The organism is Devosia marina (assembly GCF_009758415.1).
GTDB lineage: Bacteria > Pseudomonadota > Alphaproteobacteria > Rhizobiales > Devosiaceae > Devosia > Devosia marina.
Window position 1 is genome coordinate 183490 of the sequence record NZ_WQRF01000004.1, and the last position, 21472, is coordinate 204961.

Annotated in this window: 19 protein-coding genes and 1 pseudogene; 8 read left to right on the plus strand and 12 right to left on the minus strand. The window is 61.7% G+C overall.

The genetic code is table 11. From position 1 onward, the window contains the following. Window positions 1-2 precede the first annotated feature (2 nt). From GO014_RS14175 to GO014_RS14205, 7 genes are read right to left on the minus strand one after another with little or no spacing between them, the layout of a single operon-like run. The gene (locus GO014_RS14175) at window positions 3-962 is read right to left on the minus strand and encodes an FAD:protein FMN transferase (protein WP_157290975.1); all 960 of its coding nucleotides are present in this window, start codon (window positions 960-962) and stop codon (window positions 3-5) included. Between the two features lie 2 nt (window positions 963-964). Beyond that, a complete protein-coding gene (nqrF, locus tag GO014_RS14180; RefSeq protein ID WP_157290976.1) occupies window positions 965-2185 on the minus strand; it encodes an NADH:ubiquinone reductase (Na(+)-transporting) subunit F in 1221 nt (406 codons plus the stop codon). Beyond that, window positions 2182-2781 (minus strand): NADH:ubiquinone reductase (Na(+)-transporting) subunit E, encoded by a 600-nt coding sequence (nqrE, locus tag GO014_RS14185; protein ID WP_116589868.1) that lies wholly within the window; start codon window positions 2779-2781, stop codon window positions 2182-2184. Before nqrE ends, nqrF begins: the two co-directional genes overlap by 4 nt. Then, window positions 2778-3440, minus strand: a complete 663-nt coding sequence (locus GO014_RS14190; RefSeq protein WP_425482086.1) for an NADH:ubiquinone reductase (Na(+)-transporting) subunit D — start codon at window positions 3438-3440, stop codon at window positions 2778-2780. Before GO014_RS14190 ends, nqrE begins: the two co-directional genes overlap by 4 nt. Further along, window positions 3431-4240: an NADH:ubiquinone reductase (Na(+)-transporting) subunit C gene (gene nqrC, locus GO014_RS14195; RefSeq protein WP_157290978.1), complete on the minus strand. Its 810-nt coding sequence runs from the start codon at window positions 4238-4240 to the stop codon at window positions 3431-3433. Before nqrC ends, GO014_RS14190 begins: the two co-directional genes overlap by 10 nt. Then, window positions 4233-5015 carry an RnfABCDGE type electron transport complex subunit D gene (locus tag GO014_RS14200; RefSeq protein WP_157290979.1) on the minus strand — a complete coding sequence of 261 codons (783 nt, stop codon included), beginning with the start codon at window positions 5013-5015 and terminating at the stop codon, window positions 4233-4235. Before GO014_RS14200 ends, nqrC begins: the two co-directional genes overlap by 8 nt. Then, window positions 5015-6256, minus strand: a complete 1242-nt coding sequence (locus GO014_RS14205) for a Na(+)-translocating NADH-quinone reductase subunit A (RefSeq protein WP_157290980.1) — start codon at window positions 6254-6256, stop codon at window positions 5015-5017. Before GO014_RS14205 ends, GO014_RS14200 begins: the two co-directional genes overlap by 1 nt. Before the next feature lie 128 nt (window positions 6257-6384). Here GO014_RS14205 and GO014_RS14210 point away from each other — a divergent pair, with 128 nt between their 5' ends. The 6 genes from GO014_RS14210 to GO014_RS14235 all read left to right on the plus strand — a co-directional run bounded on the left by GO014_RS14210 (window position 6385) and on the right by GO014_RS14235 (window position 13805). Continuing rightward, the gene (locus GO014_RS14210) at window positions 6385-7437 is read left to right on the plus strand and encodes a cytochrome c3 family protein (protein ID WP_157290981.1); all 1053 of its coding nucleotides are present in this window, start codon (window positions 6385-6387) and stop codon (window positions 7435-7437) included. A gap of 135 nt (window positions 7438-7572) precedes the next feature. Further along, the gene (locus GO014_RS14215; protein ID WP_157290982.1) at window positions 7573-8553 is read left to right on the plus strand and encodes a calcium/sodium antiporter; all 981 of its coding nucleotides are present in this window, start codon (window positions 7573-7575) and stop codon (window positions 8551-8553) included. A 321-nt stretch (window positions 8554-8874) separates the two neighbouring features. Next, on the plus strand, window positions 8875-9459 hold the full coding sequence (locus GO014_RS14220) for a TetR/AcrR family transcriptional regulator (protein ID WP_157290983.1): 585 nt from the start codon (window positions 8875-8877) through the stop codon (window positions 9457-9459). A 14-nt stretch (window positions 9460-9473) separates the two neighbouring features. Then, window positions 9474-9767 carry a YciI family protein gene (locus GO014_RS14225; protein ID WP_157290984.1) on the plus strand — a complete coding sequence of 98 codons (294 nt, stop codon included), beginning with the start codon at window positions 9474-9476 and terminating at the stop codon, window positions 9765-9767. Beyond that, window positions 9764-10369 (plus strand): DNA-3-methyladenine glycosylase I, encoded by a 606-nt coding sequence (locus tag GO014_RS14230; RefSeq protein ID WP_157290985.1) that lies wholly within the window; start codon window positions 9764-9766, stop codon window positions 10367-10369. The genes GO014_RS14225 and GO014_RS14230 overlap by 4 nt, the downstream gene beginning before the upstream one ends. 184 nt (window positions 10370-10553) lie before the next feature. Further along, window positions 10554-13805: a PAS domain S-box protein gene (locus tag GO014_RS14235; protein ID WP_157290986.1), complete on the plus strand. Its 3252-nt coding sequence runs from the start codon at window positions 10554-10556 to the stop codon at window positions 13803-13805. A 482-nt stretch (window positions 13806-14287) separates the two neighbouring features. Here the strand turns inward: GO014_RS14235 and GO014_RS14240 are convergent, their stop codons facing one another. Then, window positions 14288-14725: an FKBP-type peptidyl-prolyl cis-trans isomerase gene (locus GO014_RS14240; protein WP_116587984.1), complete on the minus strand. Its 438-nt coding sequence runs from the start codon at window positions 14723-14725 to the stop codon at window positions 14288-14290. Window positions 14726-15178: 453 nt separating this feature from the next. Between GO014_RS14240 and GO014_RS19220 the strand changes: the two are divergent. Further along, window positions 15179-15619: pseudogene (locus GO014_RS19220) on the plus strand (transglycosylase SLT domain-containing protein); the annotation flags it as partial. Between the two features lie 228 nt (window positions 15620-15847). Here the strand turns inward: GO014_RS19220 and GO014_RS14250 are convergent. Beyond that, window positions 15848-16234, minus strand: a complete 387-nt coding sequence (locus GO014_RS14250) for a response regulator (protein ID WP_157290987.1) — start codon at window positions 16232-16234, stop codon at window positions 15848-15850. A 209-nt stretch (window positions 16235-16443) separates the two neighbouring features. Here GO014_RS14250 and polA point away from each other — a divergent pair, with 209 nt between their 5' ends. Further along, on the plus strand, window positions 16444-19368 hold the full coding sequence (gene polA, locus GO014_RS14255; protein ID WP_157290988.1) for a DNA polymerase I: 2925 nt from the start codon (window positions 16444-16446) through the stop codon (window positions 19366-19368). 94 nt (window positions 19369-19462) lie between these two features. Here polA and GO014_RS14260 read toward each other — a convergent pair whose 3' ends face one another. From GO014_RS14260 to GO014_RS14270, 3 genes are all read right to left on the minus strand, one after another. Further along, window positions 19463-20221: a hypothetical protein gene (locus GO014_RS14260; RefSeq protein ID WP_157290989.1), complete on the minus strand. Its 759-nt coding sequence runs from the start codon at window positions 20219-20221 to the stop codon at window positions 19463-19465. After that, window positions 20221-20709: a Panacea domain-containing protein gene (locus GO014_RS14265; RefSeq protein WP_343030970.1), complete on the minus strand. Its 489-nt coding sequence runs from the start codon at window positions 20707-20709 to the stop codon at window positions 20221-20223. Before GO014_RS14265 ends, GO014_RS14260 begins: the two co-directional genes overlap by 1 nt. Before the next feature lie 274 nt (window positions 20710-20983). Further along, the gene (locus tag GO014_RS14270; protein WP_157290990.1) at window positions 20984-21343 is read right to left on the minus strand and encodes an endonuclease domain-containing protein; all 360 of its coding nucleotides are present in this window, start codon (window positions 21341-21343) and stop codon (window positions 20984-20986) included. Window positions 21344-21472 lie beyond the last annotated feature (129 nt).

Below are 21472 nucleotides of genomic sequence, written 5' to 3' on the forward strand. Positions count from 1 at the left end.
TCCTAGACTTCAACCGCGGAAGAGAAGTCACCCGTAAAGACCGAATGCAGCCTGTCGTCTTCGCGTACGAGAAACAAGGCATCAAGCCCCCGTTGCTCGGCCAGCGCCACGCCATTCTCGACACCGGCGGCAGCGATTGCAGTTGCCCAACCGTCGGCCAGCGCCGGGTCGCGCCCGAGAACGGATACCGAAGCCAGTCTCGTATCCGCCGCCCGTCCGCTCGCCGGATCGACGATGTGTCCGAAGGATCTGCCGGCATGCGCGTAGCTCTGGACACTGTTGCCGGACGTTGCCACCGTCCGGTCGTCCAGCCGAAGGATATGCGCAACCCCGCTGCCGCCCGGCATTTCAACGCCCACCTGCCAGCCGCGCCCCTCCGGGTGCTGGCCACGGGCGATGACCTCGCCGCCGAGATCGAGCAGATAGTCGGTGACGCCTGACTGCGCCAGCGCTGCCGCCATACGACCGAGGGCCTCGCCCTTGGCGATGCCGCACAGGTCCACGGTCAACCCGCCCCGACGCTTGCGGGCCGCGCCCGGTTGAGCGGCAAGCTCCTCGAAGGACCCAGTGACCCCGCTGATCGGGCCGAAGCCCTGCCGCGCCACGGCCGGCCCCACTGTCGGGTCGAAGACGCCGCCACAAGCTTGTGCCAGCGTCAGACTTTGCCCGACAAGCGTGCTGAATGCGTCTGGCACCACTTGCCAGTCCGTGCCGTCATGGCGGTTGAATTGCGACAATACGCTGTCTGCCCGGTAGGGAGAAAAGAGCTGTTCGACCGCGGCGATGATGTGGGAAAAGCTTATGCTGACTGCGTCATGATCGATCCCCTGAGGCACGCTCAGCCGCCAATATGAGCCGAAGGCCCCGCCGCCAAGAGTGGTAAGCTGACGCGCCAGCGCCGGCACGGCGCCGGTCACAAGGGTTGCGGCGGAGAGGGCCATGAAATTGCGTCTTGTCAGCATGATCATATCCCGAAATCGTCGTTGAAGATGGCGTGCGGCTCTACCCCGCAGCTGTCGAGCATCCCCAGCACCGCCTGGATCATCAGCGGGGGGCCACAGAGGTAGAATTCGCAGGCCTCGGGCGCCGGGTGGTCCTCCAGATAGTCACGCAGCACGACTTCGTGGATGAAGCCTGTCGCACCGCGCCAATCATCCTCAGGCTGCGGCTCGGAGAGCGCCAGCGCCCATCGGAAATTGTCATGTGTCCGCGCCAGCGCATCGAACTCGTCCTTGTAGAACACATCGATGCCGCTGCGCGCGCCATACCAGAAGGTGATCTTCCGTTTCGTGCCTGCGGCGAGCTGTTCATGGACCATTGCCCGCAATGGAGCCATGCCGACGCCGCCACCGATGAACACCATCTCGCGGTCCGTATCCTGCACGTGGAAGTCGCCGAACGGACCGGACACGGCCACGCTGTCTCCTGGCTGCAGGCCGAAGAGGTACGACGAGACAATGCCGGGCGGCACCCCTTCATCCGCCCCGGCCGGCGGCACTGCCAGGCGGATATTGAGAACGATCTGCCCCTTGTCCTCCGGACGGCTCGCAAGAGAATAGGCCCGGTGCACCGGTTCCCGGCTGACCGATTTCAGTCGCCGCCATCCTAGCGTCTTCCAGTGAGATGCGTAGCCGGGCTCGACCTTGAGCGATGCGAAATCGAGCGCGTAGGGCGGCGCCTCGATCTGGACATATGACCCCGCCCGAAACGCGAAGGTCACTGCCTCGGGCACGTCGAGAACCAGCTCCCGGATCAGTGGCGCCAGCATCCGGGCAGAGCGCACCTGCGACGTCCAGCTCTCGGCGGCGAGAATGTCGTCCGCTACGCCCAAGGACATTGGGCCGCGCACCATCACCTGGCAAGCAAGCCTCTGGCCTTGCTTGAGATCGCTCCGCGTCAGTCGCGCAAGTTCGGTAGGCAGGGGCGCGCCGGCGCCGTCGATGACCCTGACGCGGCACAGCCCACATGTTCCGGCGCCGGCACAGGCTGACGGCACCGGGATGCCGGCGCCGTTGAGAATGCTAAGGAGCTTCTGCCCGGTGTGACCGGTGATTTCTGTGCCGCCATTGATGGTGATTGGTACAGGCCCAGATGGCGAAATAATCGACCGCACGCCGATCACCATTCCTGACAGGGCCAGGATCAGAACAATGATCAGAACCGTGCCGAGGGCTATCTCGATCATAGTTGCACACCTGAAAAGGCGGTGAAGCCCATCGACATCAGCCCGGTGACGATAAACGCCATGCCCAGCCCCCGCAGACCGGCAGGAATGTCGGCATAGTTCAGCCGCTCGCGAATCGCAGCCAGCCCCATGATGGCAAGCGCCCAGCCGATACCCCCGCCGAGGCCAAAAACGACGCTCTCGGCAAAATCATAGTCGCGCTGGGCCATGAAGAGGCTGCCCCCGAGAATGGCGCAATTCACGGTGATCAGCGGCAGAAAGATGCCAAGCGCGCGATAGAGCGCCGGCACGAAGCGATCTAGAACCATCTCCAGGACCTGCACCACCGCCGCGATCACCCCGATAAAGGCGATGAGGCTGAGAAAGGTGAGATCGACGCCGCCAAGTCCGAGCCAGTCCCAGGCATTGGGCGCGAGCAGGCGCGAGAGGATCAGATAGTTCAGCGGCACGGTAATCGTCTGCACCACGATGACCGCAATGCCGAGCCCCACCGCAGTATCGAGCCGCTTGGATACTGCCAGGAAGGTACAAACCCCCAGGAAGAAACTCAGGATCAGATTGTCGGCAAAGATCGAGCGAACGAAGAGATCGATCACGGCGCTCTCCTGTTCGGCTCGATGGAAATCTCATAGTCGACGGGTTCGATCTGGGCAGGGCGGACCGACCGGATGGCCCAGATCAGAAGTCCGAGCAGGAAGAAGGCGCTGGGCGCCAGCAGCATCAGATTGAGCGGGGTGAACCAGCCGCCATCATGGATGGTTGGAAACACCGTTTGTCCGAACAGTGTCCCGGCACCGAACAGTTCACGCACAAAACCGATGAGCAGCAGCACCAGCCCATAGCCGAGCCCATTGCCAAGCGCATCAAGAGCGGAAAGTCCCACCGGATTGCGCATGGCGAAGGCCTCGGCCCGCCCAAGCACAAGACAATTGGTGACGATCAGGCCCACAAAGATCGAAAGGCGCTGGCTGATGTCGAATGCGAAGGCCTGGATCACCTGGTCGGCAACGATCACCAGCGAAGCGATGATGGTGATCTGCAGGATGAGGCGGATGGAGGTGGGGATATGGTGCCTGATCGCGCTGATGATCATGCTGGAGGCAACAAGCACCACGATCAGTGCCAGCGACATCACCAATGCCGTCGTCATCGAGGTTGTGACCGCCAGCGCCGAGCAGATGCCTAGAATCTGCAGGGTGACCGGATTGTTGTCGATCAAGGGAGTGTAAAGATGCTGGAGCCGCTTCATTGCAATCCCGCCCCTTGCCGAAGATTGGCCAGCACATCATCGAAGCCGTAGTCGCCGAGCCAGAAATGGATGGCGGCGGTGATGGCGTTGCCGGTGCGAGTCGCCCCGGTGATGCCATCCACCTCGAACGCGCTGGTCGCCCGGCCCCTGACGACCGACAGCCTGATCTCGCCATCGTCGCCGGCGAGTTCCTTGCCCGGCCACAAAGCCTGCCATGCTGGCTCCTCGATACGTGCGCCCAGGCCCGGGGTCTCTCCCTGTTCGATGATCGAAAGCCCGGCCACGGTGTTGAGATCGCCCTCAAGGGCCAAATGCGCCCGGATGGTTGACTGGTAGCCAACCGCCGAGATCGGCAGGATCACCAGGCGCAGTTCACCGTCCTCGCGCAATATGTGGATAGGGGCCAGGTCCGCTATGCGCCCGAGACCGGCTATGTCCGCCTCGCCGGGTATGATCGAGGACGTTTCGGGGACTTCCGCCGCCGCTGCGATATCAAAGGTGGCCGGGTCGATATCGGTCGGCTCACCGGTCTCAAGGTCGACAACGACCGTTTCGAGGCTGTCCGCGCCATATTGGGCGACAATGTCGGCGAGGCCGGGCATGCTCTCGAGCATTGCGGCCAACCGCGCTTCCCGTTCGGCCGCGAGATTGGCATCCCGCATCGGCGCCAGCAGCACGGCAGCGCTCGAAACGAGCAACGCGCAGATGCCCGACACGATGAACGCCATGGCGATCGTCTTTGTCCGGCTCTCATTGGGCAGGGCCAGGAGTCGCGCCCACCAGATCAGGGGATTGAGATCAGGCATGGCCGCCCCTCCATTTTCGCGTCGCCACCGCGACTGCGGCCGCATCGAACAGTGGCGCAAAGAGCGAGGCAAGCAGTGTGGCGAACACCACCGCCTGCGGCGCATCTATGCCTGCATCCGCCCAGCCGAAGATCGCAACCAGTGCGCCGGCCAGCGCGCCATATGCCCAGCGTCCCATTCTGGTGGATGCCGAAGCGACCGGGTCGCCGATCAGGAAGACCAGTCCAAAGACAAGGCTGCCCTCAAGAAACGGCGCCGCAGGGTCTTGGCCGAGCGCAAACGTAGCCAGCACCAACCCCATGGTCGCTGCCACAGCGATGCGCCAAGAAAGCACGCCCATCACCAGCAGAAGAAGCGCGCCGAAGCCCGCCGCAATCGCAACCAGCGGACCGGTGCCGGTGTGCAGTACTTCGGGGAAGGCGAAATAGAGGAAGGCCAGGGTGACCACGCCGGCATTGACGACATTGCGCCCCCAGCCGCCGAATATCTGTTCACCTATGACGGTGCCGAAACTGGCTGCAAGCACGATCTGCCACATCTCGGTGGTACCCGACGCCAGTACGGCAACAGCAAAGGCGGTGACCAGCGCGATGGGGGACAGCGGCTGGGCCCGTGTGAACAGGAACACGCCTTGCCAAAAGCTGATCACCGCAAGCGCCACACCGAAGCGCTGCATGGTGGCAAATCCGAGATCCAGGCTCGCGGCCACTACCACCGGAAGCATCGCCGAGACGATGATCCAGGAAACGGTATCCCTGTGCCAGACCCCGCGCATCACGCCGCCTCGAGCATGTCGAGCACCGCTCGCAGCCGCGCTCCGAAATCGGTTTCCCCGCCCGTCGCGTAGGTCGCGAGGGCCAGGTCGTCTTCCCCCAACTGCAGGCAACCCAGTTGTGCTGCCCGGTCCGCATCGCCAATGCTGAGCGCGCGCAACAGTGGAACGGCCGGCATGTCTGGTCCCAGGGCCCTGTCGACCGCTGCAGTTGGCACAAAGGCCGCCGGTGCCGAGGCGCGGCCCAGCGCCGCGATAAGCCAGTTGCGGGCGCGCGGTTCGACGCGGGCCACCACGCTCGCCTGCAGGTGATAGCGCGAGAGAAACTGCGCTTCGCGCCCGTCGAGTATGGCGCCAGAAAGAATGCGTTTGGGTCCAGGCGTCAGTTGCGGGCGGGAAAGGGCGTGAAGGTCTGCTCCTATCGGCACCCGCAATAGAAGCGGCTGTTGCGTGCCAGGTCCGGCAAGGCTGATGCTGCGCGAAAAATCGGCGGTGCCACGCGCGAGCAGCTGTCCGAGCGCTGCCACGTCCTGATAATTGATATGCCACACAGGTGCGCTGGACGTCGCCGGATGCAGCCTAGCGATGTGGGTGCCGGGAAGTCCGGCGGGATGGAATCCGGTGAATCGCACCACCGAGACACGGTCCTGCGGCTCCACCAGATCGACGCCGTCACCCTGGCAAACATAGACTTGGCCTTGCGTCAGAAGGCGGAGCGCACTTACGCCGCGAGCGAAGCTGTCTTCCAGCCCGCCCAGGACCACCGCAGGATCAGGCGCATGAGGACGCGTGTCGATCGCAGTGACGAACACTGCCGCTGGCTCGGCATCGGGTGCCGGTATCCGGTCGAACGGCCTGCTGCGCAGGGCCGGCCAAAGCCCGGCCTTCTGCATCAGCGCCCGCAAGCCTGCCGGGGTACCGGCCGCCGCCAGGTCAGATCGCACCGCATCCTCCCCCTCTGGTATAATGGTCAAGAGGGACAGTCGCCGCTGGGGGCCGATTTCGATCTTTTCGATCCGTCCGGATGAGGGGGAAGTGACCACGATGTCGGGCCGCTTCCGGTCCCGAAACAGGGGCGTGCCAGAGGCGACTGCCTGCCCTGCTTCCACCAGTATTTCGGGGCGGATGCCGGCATAGTCGGCGCCCGCAAGCCCTATTCTGGGGACGCGCGTCGGGACAAATTCCCCGTCCGGCAATGCCCCTGCAACAGGCAGCGGAAGCCCGTGACGAATGACTATATTCATCCTCGCCTCATTTGCTTTCCGCCAAGAGCATAGGCCAAAAATTTCACCAGCACATTGTTCTAGATCAATACTCGCTTGGTCCTTTTGCTGATAAGTTGCGTGACAACTTGGGCGGAGAGGAGAACGCGATGTTCAGGCTGACTAGGTTCGCTTCCGTTGCGGGCATGCTGCTGGCAGCATGCGGGGCCGCTTTTGCCCAGCAATCGCCAGCCACTCTGGAGATTATTGAACTGTGGCGGCAATCGGGGCATGCCGATTCCTCATCTGCATCGTTCACGCACTGGCAAGGCGAGAGCGAGGTTCCTGCCAATTGTGCCACCTGCCATTCCGGAGAGGGCTTCCGCAGTTTTTACGGAATTGACGGTTCAGCCAAAGGCGAAGTCTCGCACCCGATCGTCCCTGGCGGCGTCATCGACTGCGCGACCTGCCACGAAGCCGGTGTGTCAGATATCGACAGCGTTCGCTTCCCGTCTGGCCTGACGGTCAGTCCGCCCGATGGCACAGCTACCTGCATGTCCTGTCATCAGGGTCGTCAGTCCGGCATCGACGTGGCTTCGGCAACCCAGGAACTGCCGGACCACGACGTCAATTCCGAGTTGCGCTTCATCAACCCGCACTATGCAGTGGCCGCAGCGACGCTGTACGGCAGTGAGGTCAAAGGCGGTTATGAATATCCTGGGCGCACCTATGCGGGGCGCTTCGCCCATGTGCCGTCTTTTGCCACCTGCGTAGATTGTCACGACCCCCATAGCACGCGGGTCCAAGTCGAGCCCTGCACCGGCTGCCACGAAGTCGCCGAACTCGCAGCCATCCGCACCTCAGGTGCCGACTTCGACGGCGATGGCAATATCACCACCGGCATTCATGCCGAAATCGCAGCGCTAAACGCACAGCTGCAGGACACAATTACTCACTATGCGGCCAACGTCGCCGGAATACCGATCGTTTATGCTGATCGCTTCCCTTACTACTTCGTCGGGGGCGCAGAGACGACGCCGGCCAACCGCTACGCGGCCTGGACACCGGCGCTGCTGCGGGCTGCTTACAACTATCAGTTCGTTGCCAAGGACCGTGGCGCATATGCCCACAATCCCCATTATGCCGTGCAGCTGCTTCACGACAGCATTACCGACCTTGCCAAGGCAAGCGGCATGAATGCAAACTTGGGTGAGCGTCCGTAGGCGTGTAACGGGGAAGGCGCGTTCTTCGGTCTTCAAGCCATGTTCACGGCCCAGTCGTTCAGAACGGCCAGCAGGTCGAGCTGACCGTCTACGCCAAGTTGCCGCATTCTCCTACAAGCCGGAGGACAGAATCTGATGGAGATATGGTTTCTGCTCCTCGGAGGGCTCGTTCTGCTGATCGTGGGCGGCGAGCTTCTGGTCCGTGGCGCCGTGCAGGTTGCGACCCGTCTGGGTGTGTCGCCGCTCGTGATCGGATTGACTCTGGTCGCCTTTGGTACTTCGGCTCCGGAACTCGTCACCTCGCTGCAAGCAGCGCTCGCAAATGCGCCTGGCATCGCCTATGGCAACATCGTCGGTTCAAATATCGCGAATGCGCTGCTCATTGCTGGTGTTGCGGCCATAATAAGCCCAATGATGATCGCTTCAACGGCATTGAAACGTGACGGCATCGTGATGCTTGCTGTCGTAACGGCCTTTGTAGCATTCGCATTCTTCATGCCGCTTGGCCGGGGCATTGGCATCGTCTTTGTCGGTGCGCTTGTCGCCTATGTTTACCTTGCCTTCCGGCAGGAGCGATCGTCAGCTCCACAGGGCCATGGGGCCATTTACGACAAGAGTCTCGCGCTACAACAAACGGATGTCGGCCTTGCGCCGTCGGAAAGGCTGGGAGGCTCGGTTGTCGTGTCGGGCCTGATCGCACTGGGAGGCCTTGTCCTTGTCATTCTCGGCGGACGCTTTCTCGTTGATGGGGCGGTTTCCCTGGCGCGCGGGTTCGCTATTTCGGAAACTGTGATTGGGTTGACCATTGTCGCGGTCGGCACATCCATGCCCGAATTGGTAACCTCGGTCCTAGCCGGGATACGCAAGCAGGGCGATGTCGCGTTCGGAAACATCGTGGGCTCGAACATCTACAACATCCTGGGCATCGGTGGTGCTACGGCCCTTGTCGCGCCCGGCGAAGTCCCCGCTGAGATTGTCGGTTTCGACAATTTTGTCATGCTCGGCGTTACCCTATTGCTCGTAATCTTCGCGTGGACAGGATTGCGAATTGGCCGCCGGGAGGGAGCGGTTCTCCTCGCCGGTTATGCTGCCTATATCTATTTCATCTTGCCTTAGGCCTCTGGCTCCGACGCACCGGTATCGGTAGTCAAGAAGCGGCGACCAGATAGATCCAAGCCGGCGTTTGATCGTGTTCCCTTGGGCAAGGGATGCCTTCGGAGGGCAGCGCTCTATCCAGCTGAGCTACGGGTGCAGGCCGGAATCGGGCGGTGAGCCCGACAGAACGGCGGCAAACCAGTCGATGACCTGCCGATAAGCAGCCGGGCAAATGCAGGCTCCGGCAACTTCGCGCTGCACGGTGGATTCTGCCCGTTGACTTATTAGGTCAATCGTCCTAATTGGAGAGCCAAGGGCCGTTCTGGCGAGGTAAGGAACGCGATGCGCGGGGCAGAGACACGGACGGAAATTGTTGGTGCGGCGGATCGGCTGTTTTACCAGGGCGGTTTCGCACACACTTCTTTTGCTGATATCGCCGCGGCAGTGCAGATCGCCCGGGGCAATTTCTATTATCATTTCAAGAGCAAGGACGAGATCCTCGAGGCCGTGATCGCGCGGCGCCTCGAGCGCACCACGGCCTTATTGGCGCAATGGGACGAGGCCAATCCGACGCCGCGCAGCCGGCTGTCTGCCTTTGTGCGGCTGCTCGCGGTCAATGGCGACAAGATCATGGCCTATGGCTGCCCGGTCGGTTCGCTCGCCACCGAATTGAGCAAGCTGATGCATGAGGCGCGCGGGCCTGCCGTGGCACTGTTCGATCTGTTTCGCGACTGGCTGGCCGAGCAGTTCCGGGCGCTGGGCTGCTCCGAGCCCGAGGCGCAGGCGCTGCATTTGCTGATGCGCAGCCAGGGCATAGCGGTGCTGGCCAATGCCTATCGCGACCCCGCCTTTGTCGCCCGCGAAATGGCGGCGATGGAAGACTGGATCGATGCGGCCATCACGCCGCAGCGTCCTGCCATCCCCTGACAGGAGGAAAGCTCATGTTTGTTGTTCTGCTCAGACCGGCGGCGCAGAAGGCGCGGGCGCCCGATTATCTCGAGGGCCACAAGGCCTGGCTCGAGCAGGGCCTTTCAGAGGGGGTATTCCTGCTCTGGGGCAGCCTCAGGCCCGATGGTGGCGGAGCGGTCCTGGCGCGCGGGCTCGACCGGACGGCCTTGGTCGAACGAATTGCCACAGACCCCTTTGTCAGCGGCGGCGTGGTGACGCCCGAGATCATCGAGATCGCCCCGGCGCGCGCCGCGGCCGAGCTGGATTTCTTGCTGGGGGATGCATGAGCCTTTTTCACGCAGAAGACGGATTGCCGCGCTGCCGCTGGTGCGGCGGGGCGCCCGAATTTGTGCCCTATCACGACAATGAATGGGGCTTTCCGGTCAGCGATGACACGCGCCTGTTCGAAAAGCTCAGCCTTGAAGGGTTTCAGTCCGGGCTGAGCTGGCGCACGATTTTGAACAAGCGCGACGCGTTCCGCGCCGGCTTTGACGGTTTCGATATCGACACGGTCGCCCGGTTCGACGAAACCGATATCGACCGGCTGCTGGCCGACAAGGGCATTGTGCGTCACAGGGGCAAGATCGAGGCGGTCATCAACAATGCCGCCCGCGCCCAGGAACTAATCGCCGAAGCCGGTTCCATCGCCGCCTTCGTCTGGCGCTACGAAGCCAGAACTCCCGCGCCGCCGCAAAGCCAGACCACCTCGCCGGAATCGATCGCGCTGTCCAAGGCGCTCAAGAAACGCGGCTGGAAATTTGTCGGCCCCACCACGGTCTTTGCCTTCATGCAGGCCATGGGCCTGATCAACGACCACGCCGAGGGCTGCGTCAGCCGGGACAAGGCAGCGAAATTGCGCGAGGGGTTTGTTGTGCCCCTTCCGGGCTGACCGGCTGCCCGGATGACGCAGCGCCTTGACCCGGATTCCGCATTTCGCGCAGCTTTGCTCGCCCTTCACCCCAAGATTTACTTCGCTGGGCTCGCGTAGGTGATAAGACTGGCAGGAGCAAGGCTATCTGCGCCTTGGACACCCAACAGGCCTTGGCATGCTGCCCGAGATAGCGAGTCCATGAATGATCGAGACCACAAGCGCTGCCACAATTGTTGAGGACACGCGATTTGCGTCCATCGTCGAGCATTGTGAAGATGCCATCATAAGCCTGTCGCTTGAGGGCGTGGTGACCAGTTGGAACATCGGGGCGTTCAAGCTGTTCGGCTACGAACGCGACGAGATGCTCGGTCGATCCATCACGCGTATCATCGAGACCTCCCGTCATTCTGAAGAGGACGAAATCCTCAGCAAGATCAGTCGTGGAGAAATTGTCAGTCACTTTGAAACGCGCCGCATCCGCAAGGACGGCACGGCCCTGGACATCTCGCTGACCGTCTCACCGATCAAGGATGAAAACGGCCGGGTGATCGGGGCGTCCAAGATCGCGCGCGATATCACGCAGCGCAAGCTTCGGGATGCCGCCTGGCAAAAATTGATAGAGTGCTCGCGACTTGTCGGACGCGAATTTCTCGACGCCGTGGTGGAAGCCCTGGCTCATGCCCTCAATGTGCGGTGGGTGATGCTGTCGGATATAGATCCTTCAAACGCCAAGCGGGCGCGCATCGTTTCGGGTTGGAGCGATGGGCGGAGGATGGAGCCATTCGAATACGACCTGGGCGGATCGCCTTGTGCGAATGTGCTTGACGGTAGGATGTGTTTTTACCGCGAAAAGGTCGCAGACCTGTTTCCCGATGACGCATTGCTGCACGAGATGGGGGCGGACAGCTATCTTGGCGTTCCGTTGCGCGGGGCCGGAGGGGTCTCGCTGGGATTGCTGGCCATCCTCAACAATAGGCCCATCGATCTGTCCCTGCAGCCAGAGGAAACGCTTGAGCTGTTCGCGGGTCGGGCCGCGGCGGAACTGCAGCGGATCATTGCAACATCGACGAATGAAAGGCTGGGGCGCCTCGTAGAGGACGCTGCGAGTGAGACCTATCTGTTCGATGCAACCTCGCTCAAGTTCATTCTGGTCAATCGCGGCGGCAGAGACAATCTCGGCTATTCAATGGAAGAGCTGAGAGAGCTCACGCCTTTGGACATCAAGCCCTTGCTTGATGCCGCGGCTTTCGATGCCATCATTGATCCATTGCGCTCTGGCGAAAAATCCGTGCAGCACTTTGAGACCGTCCATCGGCGCAAGGATGGCACCGAATACAACGTGCTGGTAGCCTTGCAACTGCTCCGGGATAACGATCATCCGGTTTTTTTCGCCGCCATTGACGACACGACTGAGCGCGACGCCGCATTGCGCGACCTCAAACAGGCCTCGCAACGTCTCGATACGGTGCTGAGCAACACCACCATGGCGGTCTTTCTCATGGATGATCGCCAGGAGTGCGTCTACATGAACGCGGCGGCCGAGGAGTTGACGGGCTTTACGTTTGAGGAAACGCGCGGGCGCCCGCTGCACGATGTGATCCATCATACCTATCCCGACGGTCGGCCATTTCCCTTGCATGAATGCGCAATCGATCGCGCGTTCCCGCAGGATTTCCAGGTTCGTGGCGAGGAAACTTTTGTCCACAAGGATGGCAGTTTCTATCCCGTGGCATTTACCGCGAGCCCCATACACAATGAACATGGAGAGCCCACGGGTACAGTGATCGAGGTCCGCAATATCGCTGCGGATATCGAGGCCCGGGCAGCAATGGCGGACTTCAACACCGCTCTTCAGCAGCGTGTTGAGGAGGTGGTGTCGGAGCGCGAGCTGATCGAGCAACAACTCCATCAGGCGCAGAAGCTGGAGTCCATCGGCAAGCTGACGGGCGGCATCGCCCATGACTTCAACAACCTGCTGCAGGTGATAGGGGGCAATCTGCAACTGCTCTCGCGCGACGTTGCCGGCAACATCCGGGCTGAACAGCGGGTGCAAAATGCGATTGCCGGCGTGGCGCGCGGCGGGCGACTGGCGTCCCAATTGCTGGCATTCGGCCGCAAACAGCCCCTGGCGCCCACCGTCATCAACATGGGACGGTTGATACGCGGGATGGACGATCTGCTCCGACGCGCCCTGGGCGAGGGGATCGAGATCGAAACCGTCGTTTCGGGCGGGCTGTGGAACACCTACGTCGACAGCACTCAACTGGAAAATGCGATATTGAACCTTGCCATCAATGCGCGCGATGCCATGGACGGCCACGGGAAGCTGACGATTGAAACTGGCAACGCCTCACTCGATGACCGCTATGCGCGTCAGCATCCGGACGTAGAACCGGGCCAATATGTCATGCTTGCGGTGACCGACACCGGGAGCGGCATTCCCGCCGACGCACTCGACAAGATTTTCGAACCGTTCTTCACGACGAAACCCGTGGGCCAAGGCACCGGACTTGGCCTGAGCATGGTCTATGGCCTGACCAAGCAGTCCAGGGGACACATCAAGGTCTATAGTGAGGTGGGCGAAGGCACGACCTTCCGCATCTACCTTCCCCGGACCAAGCAGGAAGAATCGGCCCAGTCAGTTCATGACACCGGGCCGGTCCGCGGCGGCACCGAGACTATCCTTGTCGTCGAAGATGACGAGGACGTCCGCCTCACGGTGGTCGAACTGCTGTCCGAACTGGGTTATCGCGTGCTGCGCGCCAAGGACGGTGCGGGCGGATTGGCAATTGTGGAAAGCGGCGTGCCGATTGATCTGTTGTTTACCGACGTGGTGATGCCCGGGCCGGTGCAAAGCCGCGATCTCGCGCGACGCGCGCAGGAACGTCTTCCCGGTCTGGCCGTGCTTTTCACGTCTGGCTACACCGAAAACTCGATTGTCCATGGGGGACGGCTGGACGAGGGGGTTGAGCTTCTGAGCAAGCCCTACACGCGCGATGACCTGGCGTTCAGATTGAGAAAGTGTCTTGATGCACGCGGGAACCAGGGCGAGGCCAGGCCAAAACAACAAGCCGCTGAAAAGAAAGTTGCGGCGGCGCTGAATGTCCTTCTGGTCGAGGACGAGATGCTTGTGCGCATGTCCACCACCGACATCCTAGGGGAGCTTGGTCACACGACTTACGAGGCCACCACCGCCCAGGAGGCATTGGCACTGCTGGAGAAGCATCCCATTGACGTCCTGATAACCGATGTCGGGCTGCCTGGCGTCTCAGGGATATCTTTGGCATCGCAGGTCCGCGCACAATGGCCATCAGTCAGGATCGTCATTGCTTCGGGGTACTGCAAAGCACACCATGAGGATCTCGAGGGTTTGGGCGATGACGTTGGCTGGCTGACCAAGCCATATGTTGCCGCCGACCTGGAACGCGTCCTCCGGCCGCCCGAAAAGCGATAGAGTTCCACCACGCCATTCAGGGGGTTGAGGCTGACGCTGGGTTTGCGGTGGGAAAACCGCTATGAGGCAGAGAGACCTGATTTCCGGCGTTTTAGGAAAGCCCCCCACTTAACCTCCCCTCAAAAAGGGGAGGGACACATTGTGTTCGTTGCGAACAGAGCGATGAATTCGATGCGCTCCTCCCCCGATCAGGCTTCGAGCCGTCCCGAAAGGCCAGACGCGCCAGTGGCGCAAATGGCCGGGTGGAGTATCCAAACAAAAATCCCCGCCGGAGCGGGGATCGATGTTGCTGGTAGCATCGGTACCTCGGCCTCGTCGGCCACCTCGCCCTTAAGGGACTTGGAGCCGTCCGCAGACATCTCGCGCCTGTGGCGCGATTTGCCTTGCGGGACAGTAGCCACCCGCCATTCGAGCATAGCTCTCATGGCCTGCTTGCCTCGGAAGGCTCCACCGGAGCCTTCCGTCTTTCTTCGAAAGACCGGCTACGCAGCCTTAACGACCTCAACCAGCTCGACGTCGAACACCAGGTCCTTGCCGGCGAGCGGGTGGTTGGCGTCCACGGTCACGCTCTGCTCGTCCACGCCGACCACAGTGATGGGCAGCATGCCGCCATCGGCGGTGCGGGCCTGGAGCTGGGTGCCCACTTCCAGTTCGATGCCGGAGGGCACTTTTTCGCGGTCGAGCTGCTGGATGGCGTCATCGCGGCGCGGACCATAGGCCTCGGCGACCGGGATGGTCACGGTGCTCTTGGCGCCGGCTTCCATGCCGGCAACGTGCTGCTCGAGCCCCTTGATGACTTGGCCTTCGCCGAGCTTGAACTCCAGCGGCGCCTTGCCTTCGGAGCTGTCGAACTGGGTGCCATCGGTCAGGCGGCCGGAATAGTGAATGCGTACGGTATCGCCGGGTGCGGCAGTTGTCATGGGACGAGCCTTTCGGAAATTTTGTCTCGCCCTCCACACTTTGGGGAGAGCTCTCGGGGTCAGTCGCGCAAAGGGCCACTCGGCCAATCGGCGGCGGAGCGGCAGGTCAGGCGGCACCAAATGGACCGCAAAAAACGCGCGACGGCGAACCCCAAGTGTAGGGCCTCAGGCTCAGATGTAAACCCAGGCGCGCAAAGCCCCGGCTGGCGGGGCATAGCGACGCCCCCCCTTGCCCGCCAGTCGTATTTCCGCCATCAAGCCGCCGTGTTTGCCGCGTAGCGGGCAGAGCGAGGGAATAATCTGGCGCAAAGAGGTATGCCCATGACGTCGCGGCCGCTCCCCATTGCAGGTTCCCTGGCCATGGCGCTGGTGCTGGCCGGCTGTTCCATGTCCGGCATCAAGCCGTTGCCCGGCAACAAGTCCGCCACCACCGCGATTGCTTCCTTTGCCCCCGTCGCCGCCACCCCCGACGGACATGTGCCCAAGGCTGCCGCAGTGCCCCCGGCCCCCAGCGCCATGCTGCTCGGCTATGCCGGGTCCGAGCGCGGCACGCTCGACGGGCTGATCGCCCATTACGCCGCCCAGTATGATGTGCCAGAACATCTGGTGCGGCGGGTCATTGTGCGCGAGAGCAACTACAATCCGGCAGCCCGCAACGGCCCCTATTACGGGTTGATGCAGATTTCCCATGCTACGGCGCGCGGCATGGGGTATCGCGGCGAGCCCGCGGGCCTGCTCGATGCGGAAACAAATCTGCGCTATGCCGTGCGTTATCTCGCTGGCGCCTACATGACTGCCGGGCACAATGGCGACCGGGCGGTGCAGTTCTATGCCCGGGGCTATTATTACGACGCCAAGCGTCTGGGATTGCTCGAGAAAAGCGGGCTGCGCTAGGGCGCCTCAGTCCTGCTTTGGATACCCCCACCCCCCCGCTAGGGGGTGGGACACATTGTGTGTGCCTCACGATCATTGCAGACCCGATGCGCTCCTCCCCCGATCAGGGGCTTCGAGCCGTGCGGGCGGGCCAGACGCGCCAGTGGCGCGGCTGAAGGCGAGAAGGCCATGAGCGCTATGCGCGAATGGCTGACCGGATGGGGGTATTCAGCAAGAAATCTGCGACATTCAGCCCGCCGCCGGAGCCAGCACTTCGGCCAGGCGGCCGCTCAGCTCGTCCTCGCGGAACGGCTTCTTGAGCTGGACGAAGTCGTGCCCGGCGGCGTCGGGCACCTCGTCATAGCCGGTGGCCAGCAAGATGGGCAGGCCGGGGCGCAATTGGCGCGCGGCATGGGCCAGTTCGATCCCGGTCATGCCGGGCATGGCATAGTCGGTGATGATGGCCGCAATATCGCTGCGCGTTTCCATCAGCGCCAGCGCCTGCGGGCCGGAAAAGGCCTCAAGCGCGACATGGCCCAGGTCGGTCAGCACGTCGACCGTATTCAATGTAATCAAGGCATCGTCGTCCACCACCAGAATGGTGGCGCCGGAGCCCTTGGCCGGGCTGGTTTGCACGAAACATCCTTTCGGCCCCACAATGGCCGGCTCCAAAGGCAGACAACCTGCCTTTCAGGTTCCATCACGTCTATTTTATGAAAGTGGCGAAGGTTGGTCCATGGGGAATTGTACCGGTCAGGACTGCTGACAGATCTGGTCAGAAATGGGTGCCATCCTGACGCGCGAGGCGATAGACTCGCCACTGATCTGATGAGGGAATCGCTGTCATGCATCTGCTGCTCGTCGATGGCTCGGGCTATATTTTCCGCGCCTTCCACGCCCTGCCCCCGCTCAACCGCAAGTCCGATGGACTGCCGGTCGGCTGTGTGCAGGGGTTCTGCAACATGCTGTTCAAGCTCACCCAGGATATGGATGGCGATGACGCGCCCACCCACATGGCCGTTATCTTCGACGCCAAGGGCAAGACCTTCCGCGACGATATCTATCCCCTCTACAAGGCCCAGCGCCCGCCCGCGCCCGAAGAGCTGATCCCGCAATTTCCGCTGACGCGCTCGGCTACGCGCGCCTTTTCCATTCCTTCCATCGAAATGGAGGGCTGGGAGGCCGATGACATCATGGCCACCTATGCCTGCATGGCGCGCAAGGCCGGGTTCAAGGTCACCATCGCTTCCTCGGACAAGGATCTGATGCAGCTCGTCGAGCCGGATGGCTCGATCCGCCTGCTCGACACCATTCCCCGCCCCGGCCAGCCGCCTTTGCGCTGGATCGGGCCCGATGAGGTGTTCACCAAGTTCGGCGTCACGCCCGACAAAGTGATCGACGTGCAGGCTTTGTGCGGCGACAGCGTCGACAATGTGCCGGGCGTGCCCGGCATCGGGGTGAAAACCGCCGCCCAGCTCATCACCGAATATGGGGATCTGGAAACCCTGCTGTCGCGCGCCGAGGAGATCAAGCAGCCGGCCCGGCGGCAGAAGCTGGTCGACAATGCCGAGCTGGCGCGGATCTCCAAGCGGCTGGTTACGCTGGAGCAGCAGGTGCCGGTTGAAATCGACCTGGACGGGTTGATCCGCCAGCCGATGAGACCCTCGGCGCTGTTTCCGTTCCTCAAGGCGATGGAGTTCAACACCATCACCAAGCGCCTCGCTACCCTGCTCGAGGCCAATCCCGATGATTTCGAGCCTGATGCGACGCTGGCCGCCAACACGGACACGCCCGTCCCCGGCGCGCCGCAAAGGTCCACCTCGCTCTCGGTGGCCAAGGCCAAGCTTGCTGCCAATATGGTGCCCGGTTCGGGCCCGGCCCGCCACGCCGCCGAGGAGCATGCGCGCGTCAAGGCGATCCCGGTCAACTATGACAGTTACGAGACCGTCACCACGCCCGAGGCGCTTGAAGCCTGGGTGAAAAAGATCATCGACAAGGGCCTGGTCGCGGTCGACACCGAAACCACCGGGCTCGATCCGCAACAGGCGGATCTGGTCGGCATCTGCCTTTCCACCGAGTTCGGCGAGGGCTGCTATATCCCGGTCGGCCATCGCAAGAGCGGCGACATGTTCGAGGGCGGCGAGGGGCTTGTCGAGGGCCAGCTGCCCATCCGCGAGGTGCTCGACACCCTCAGGCCCGTGCTGCAGGACAAGGCCATCCTCAAGATCGGCCAGAACGTCAAATATGACATGGAAGTGCTGACCCGCTACGGCATCACCCTGGCGCCGATCGACGACACCATGCTCATTTCCTATGCGCTGGATGGTCCGCGCTATAATGGCATGGATGTGCTGGCCGAGCATTGGCTGAACCACAAGACCATCACCTATTCCGAGCTGGCCGGCACCGGCAAGAACCAGAAGACCTTTGACCAGCTCGAAATTGCCGAAGCAGCCCGCTATGCCGCCGAGGATGCCGACATCACGCTTCGCCTCTGGCATGTGCTGAAACCGCGCCTGTCGGCGGAAAACGTCACCACGCTCTACGAAACCATCGAGCGCCCGCTGGCCCCGGTACTGGCCCGCATGGAAGCGCGCGGCATTACTGTCGACCGGCAGATCCTGGCGCGGCTTTCGGGCGATTTCGCCCAGCGTGCCGCTGCCTTCGAGGCGGAAGCCCATGAACTGGCCGGCCAGAGCTTCAATCTCGGCTCGCCCAAGCAGCTGGGGGAAATCCTCTTTGACAAGATGGGGATCGAGGGCGGCACCAAGACCAAGACCGGCGCCTGGGCCACCGGCGCCGATGTGCTCGAGGGCCTCGCCGCCAAGGGCATTCCGCTGGCCCGCACCATTGTCGACTGGCGCCAGCTCACCAAATTGAAGGGCACCTATACCGATGCCCTGCCCAATTACATCAATCCGCGCACCGGGCGGGTGCACACCTCCTATAGCCAGGCCTCCGTGCTCACCGGGCGGCTGAGCTCAAACGATCCGAATTTGCAGAACATTCCGGTGCGCACCGAGGATGGCCGCAAGATCCGCACCGCCTTTGTCGCGCCCGAGGGCAAGACGCTGATCTCGGCCGACTACAGCCAGATCGAATTACGCGTGCTGGCCCATATCGCCGATATCCAGGCGCTCAAGGACGCCTTCGAGGAGGGGCTGGACATTCACGCCATGACGGCGAGCGAGATGTTCAACGTGCCGGTGGAGGGCATGCCCAGTGATGTGCGCCGCCGCGCCAAGGCGATCAATTTCGGCATCATCTACGGCATTTCCGCCTTTGGCCTGGCCAACCAGCTCGGCATCGAGCGCGGCGTCGCCGGGGAGTACATCAAGACCTATTTCGAGCGCTTCCCAGGCATCAAGGACTATATGGACGCCCAGAAGGCGCGGGTGAAAGCCGATGGGCATGTGATGACCATTTTCGGCCGCAAGATCCAGTTCCCCAACGCCAATTCGGGCAATCCGAGCGAACGCAGCTTTGTCGAACGTGCCTCGATCAACGCCCCCATCCAGGGCTCAGCCGCCGACATCATCCGCCGCGCCATGATCCGCATGGAGCCGGAACTGAAAAAAGCGGGCGTCGAAGCCGACATGCTGCTGCAGGTGCATGACGAGTTGATCTTCGAAGTGCCCGAGGGGACTGAGGATCAGGCCATTCCGGTGATCAAGAAGGTGATGGAAGGCGCGGCGGAGCCTGCGGTGCGGCTGACGGTGCCGATCCAGGTGGACGCGCATGCGGCGAAGAATTGGGATGAGGCTCACTAGCCAGCGTGCCACCGGCAAAATCGCTCCAGTGGAGCGATTTTAGCTGGCTAGGCCCGGAGAGCTATGCTCCGCAGGGCTAGGTGTTGTTTGGTGCCTACTTGTCAAACAGCGATGGTGCGCTTGGATCAGTGTGCTCGCTAGTATCTTTTGCAGCTTCGTCGGCCGCAGCCTTTTCGGCGGCAAGTATCGCTCTGGCCTCCTCACGTGCTGCTAGATACAGCATGACTTGATCGTTTAGTTCGCCTTCCGGTAGGAGGTCGTAGTCCCCTCTAGACCAAACCTCTGACTCTCGAATGCCAGAAGCATTCTTGGGAAAGAAGAGAAACTCCGCTGGGGAGTCCATATAGTCAGTCAGCGACAGAAACGCATCTTCGCACACAGTGGCCAACAAGCGGCGCTGAGATAGGTTCAACTGGACTTGACTCCATCCGCACACAAAAAGTGGCACAAAGCGTTCGTGTTCGCGAATCACGGATAACGGCGCTACTGGAACCAAGATCTCCCTAGATACCCTGAACCACTGCTTCTCAAAGCCCACCGAGGCAAACTTGGGGTACTTGCGATCCCTGTCATATTCAAAGAAGGCGTCGACCAGCCCCCTGTTCTGATCCCTTCCTGCGGGCGCGCCAGAGCGTTGAGTGATCGCAACCGCCGTTTCGTAGTCTATGCCCAGAGCCAAACGGTCCCGTATGGCAGACGATCCTGTTTGGTAGGTGAATCGAGGCATGCCGCGCACGAATGACAGAATTGATCTTGTCGTTTCCGGTTGTGTGCTTCGCACGAAGCGCACCCAGTTGTGACTTGAAGGAGGACGATCCAACTTCGTAAGTGCTTTACTCAAGTCTACTGGCATCAGTGTCTCCAGCCTTCTCTAAGCCACGCCAATATAGATTCGTTTGAGATACGCATTGATGCGTTAGTCACAGTCTCATGATTCCAAGCTCGATCCCAAGGGCCACCCTCAACATGAGATTCAGCCCGCATAGCACTTGCCGACAACGCAGAGTATTTGCGCACCAATGGCCGCAGCATAGCGATCATTTCAGGTGGCAACTCGGCGACAACCACTTCTACTTCGCCTGTTCGCGGACTTATCGCGGTTGCGCGACCCGAGACTGGCCTTTCGCCATATGCTTTGAATTGGGAATAGAGTTCACGAAAAACTGGTCCATGTTCCCACGCCTCGATCTTTGCAGTAACAAGTGGTCGCTCTGTTAGGGCGAGTACATCAACATGCAAAAAGTAGACGAGCTTGTTGATTTGCATGTTGGAGAGGGCGCGCCCCTCTTCCGCTGCCAAATCAAGCGCCAGATTAGCAATAGCTCGTACATCGTAGGCCACAATCCAACCTATCCGTTTTCGATTTGTTCCGCAATGGTTGACCTGTTGGGAGCCGACAAATCCACAGGTGAAACTCGAGTAGGTATTGAGTGCACCCCCACCCGACCTCCCCTGATAGGGGGAGGGGTAGATTGAGTGCTTTGCGCGTTTGGCGTCCTGGCCGGCGTAAGGTCCCTGTTTGAAGGACCTTGGATGTTTCGGGGCTTTCACTGATACGGCTGCATCCCCGATGCGCTCCTCCCCCTATCAGGGGGAGGCTGGGTGGGGGTATCCGCTAAGACTCTTTGTCCGGCTTACCCAAGACCTCCATCAATATAGCAAACACCCCCTCGCCCCGCTGCATGACATCCGCATTGGTGAAGCGCAGCACGCGGTAGCCGCGCCCGGCCAAATACGCCGTCCGCTGCGCGTCGTGCGCTATACCGGCATCGGAATAATGCGTGTCGCCATCGATCTCGACGACGAGCTTTCGGCTCTTGCAAACAAAGTCCGCTACATATGGACCGATGGGCGCCTGCCGCCGCCAATGCAGGCCGCCCGCATCGCGCCAGGCCCGGATCAGCGCCCAGAAGCGGCGTTCGGGCAGGGTCTGTTCCTGCTGCAGCTTACGGGCAAAGGTAACGGGATCGGCCATGGGTCTCCTTGGCAAGCTTAACATCGTGGTTGTGGAAGAGCTCCCCCACCCGGCCTCCACCTAAAGAAAGGGGGGGGTGAAAGGGGGCCTTGCAGCTATTGGGACTTTCCACAGGGTCTGGAGCGTTCA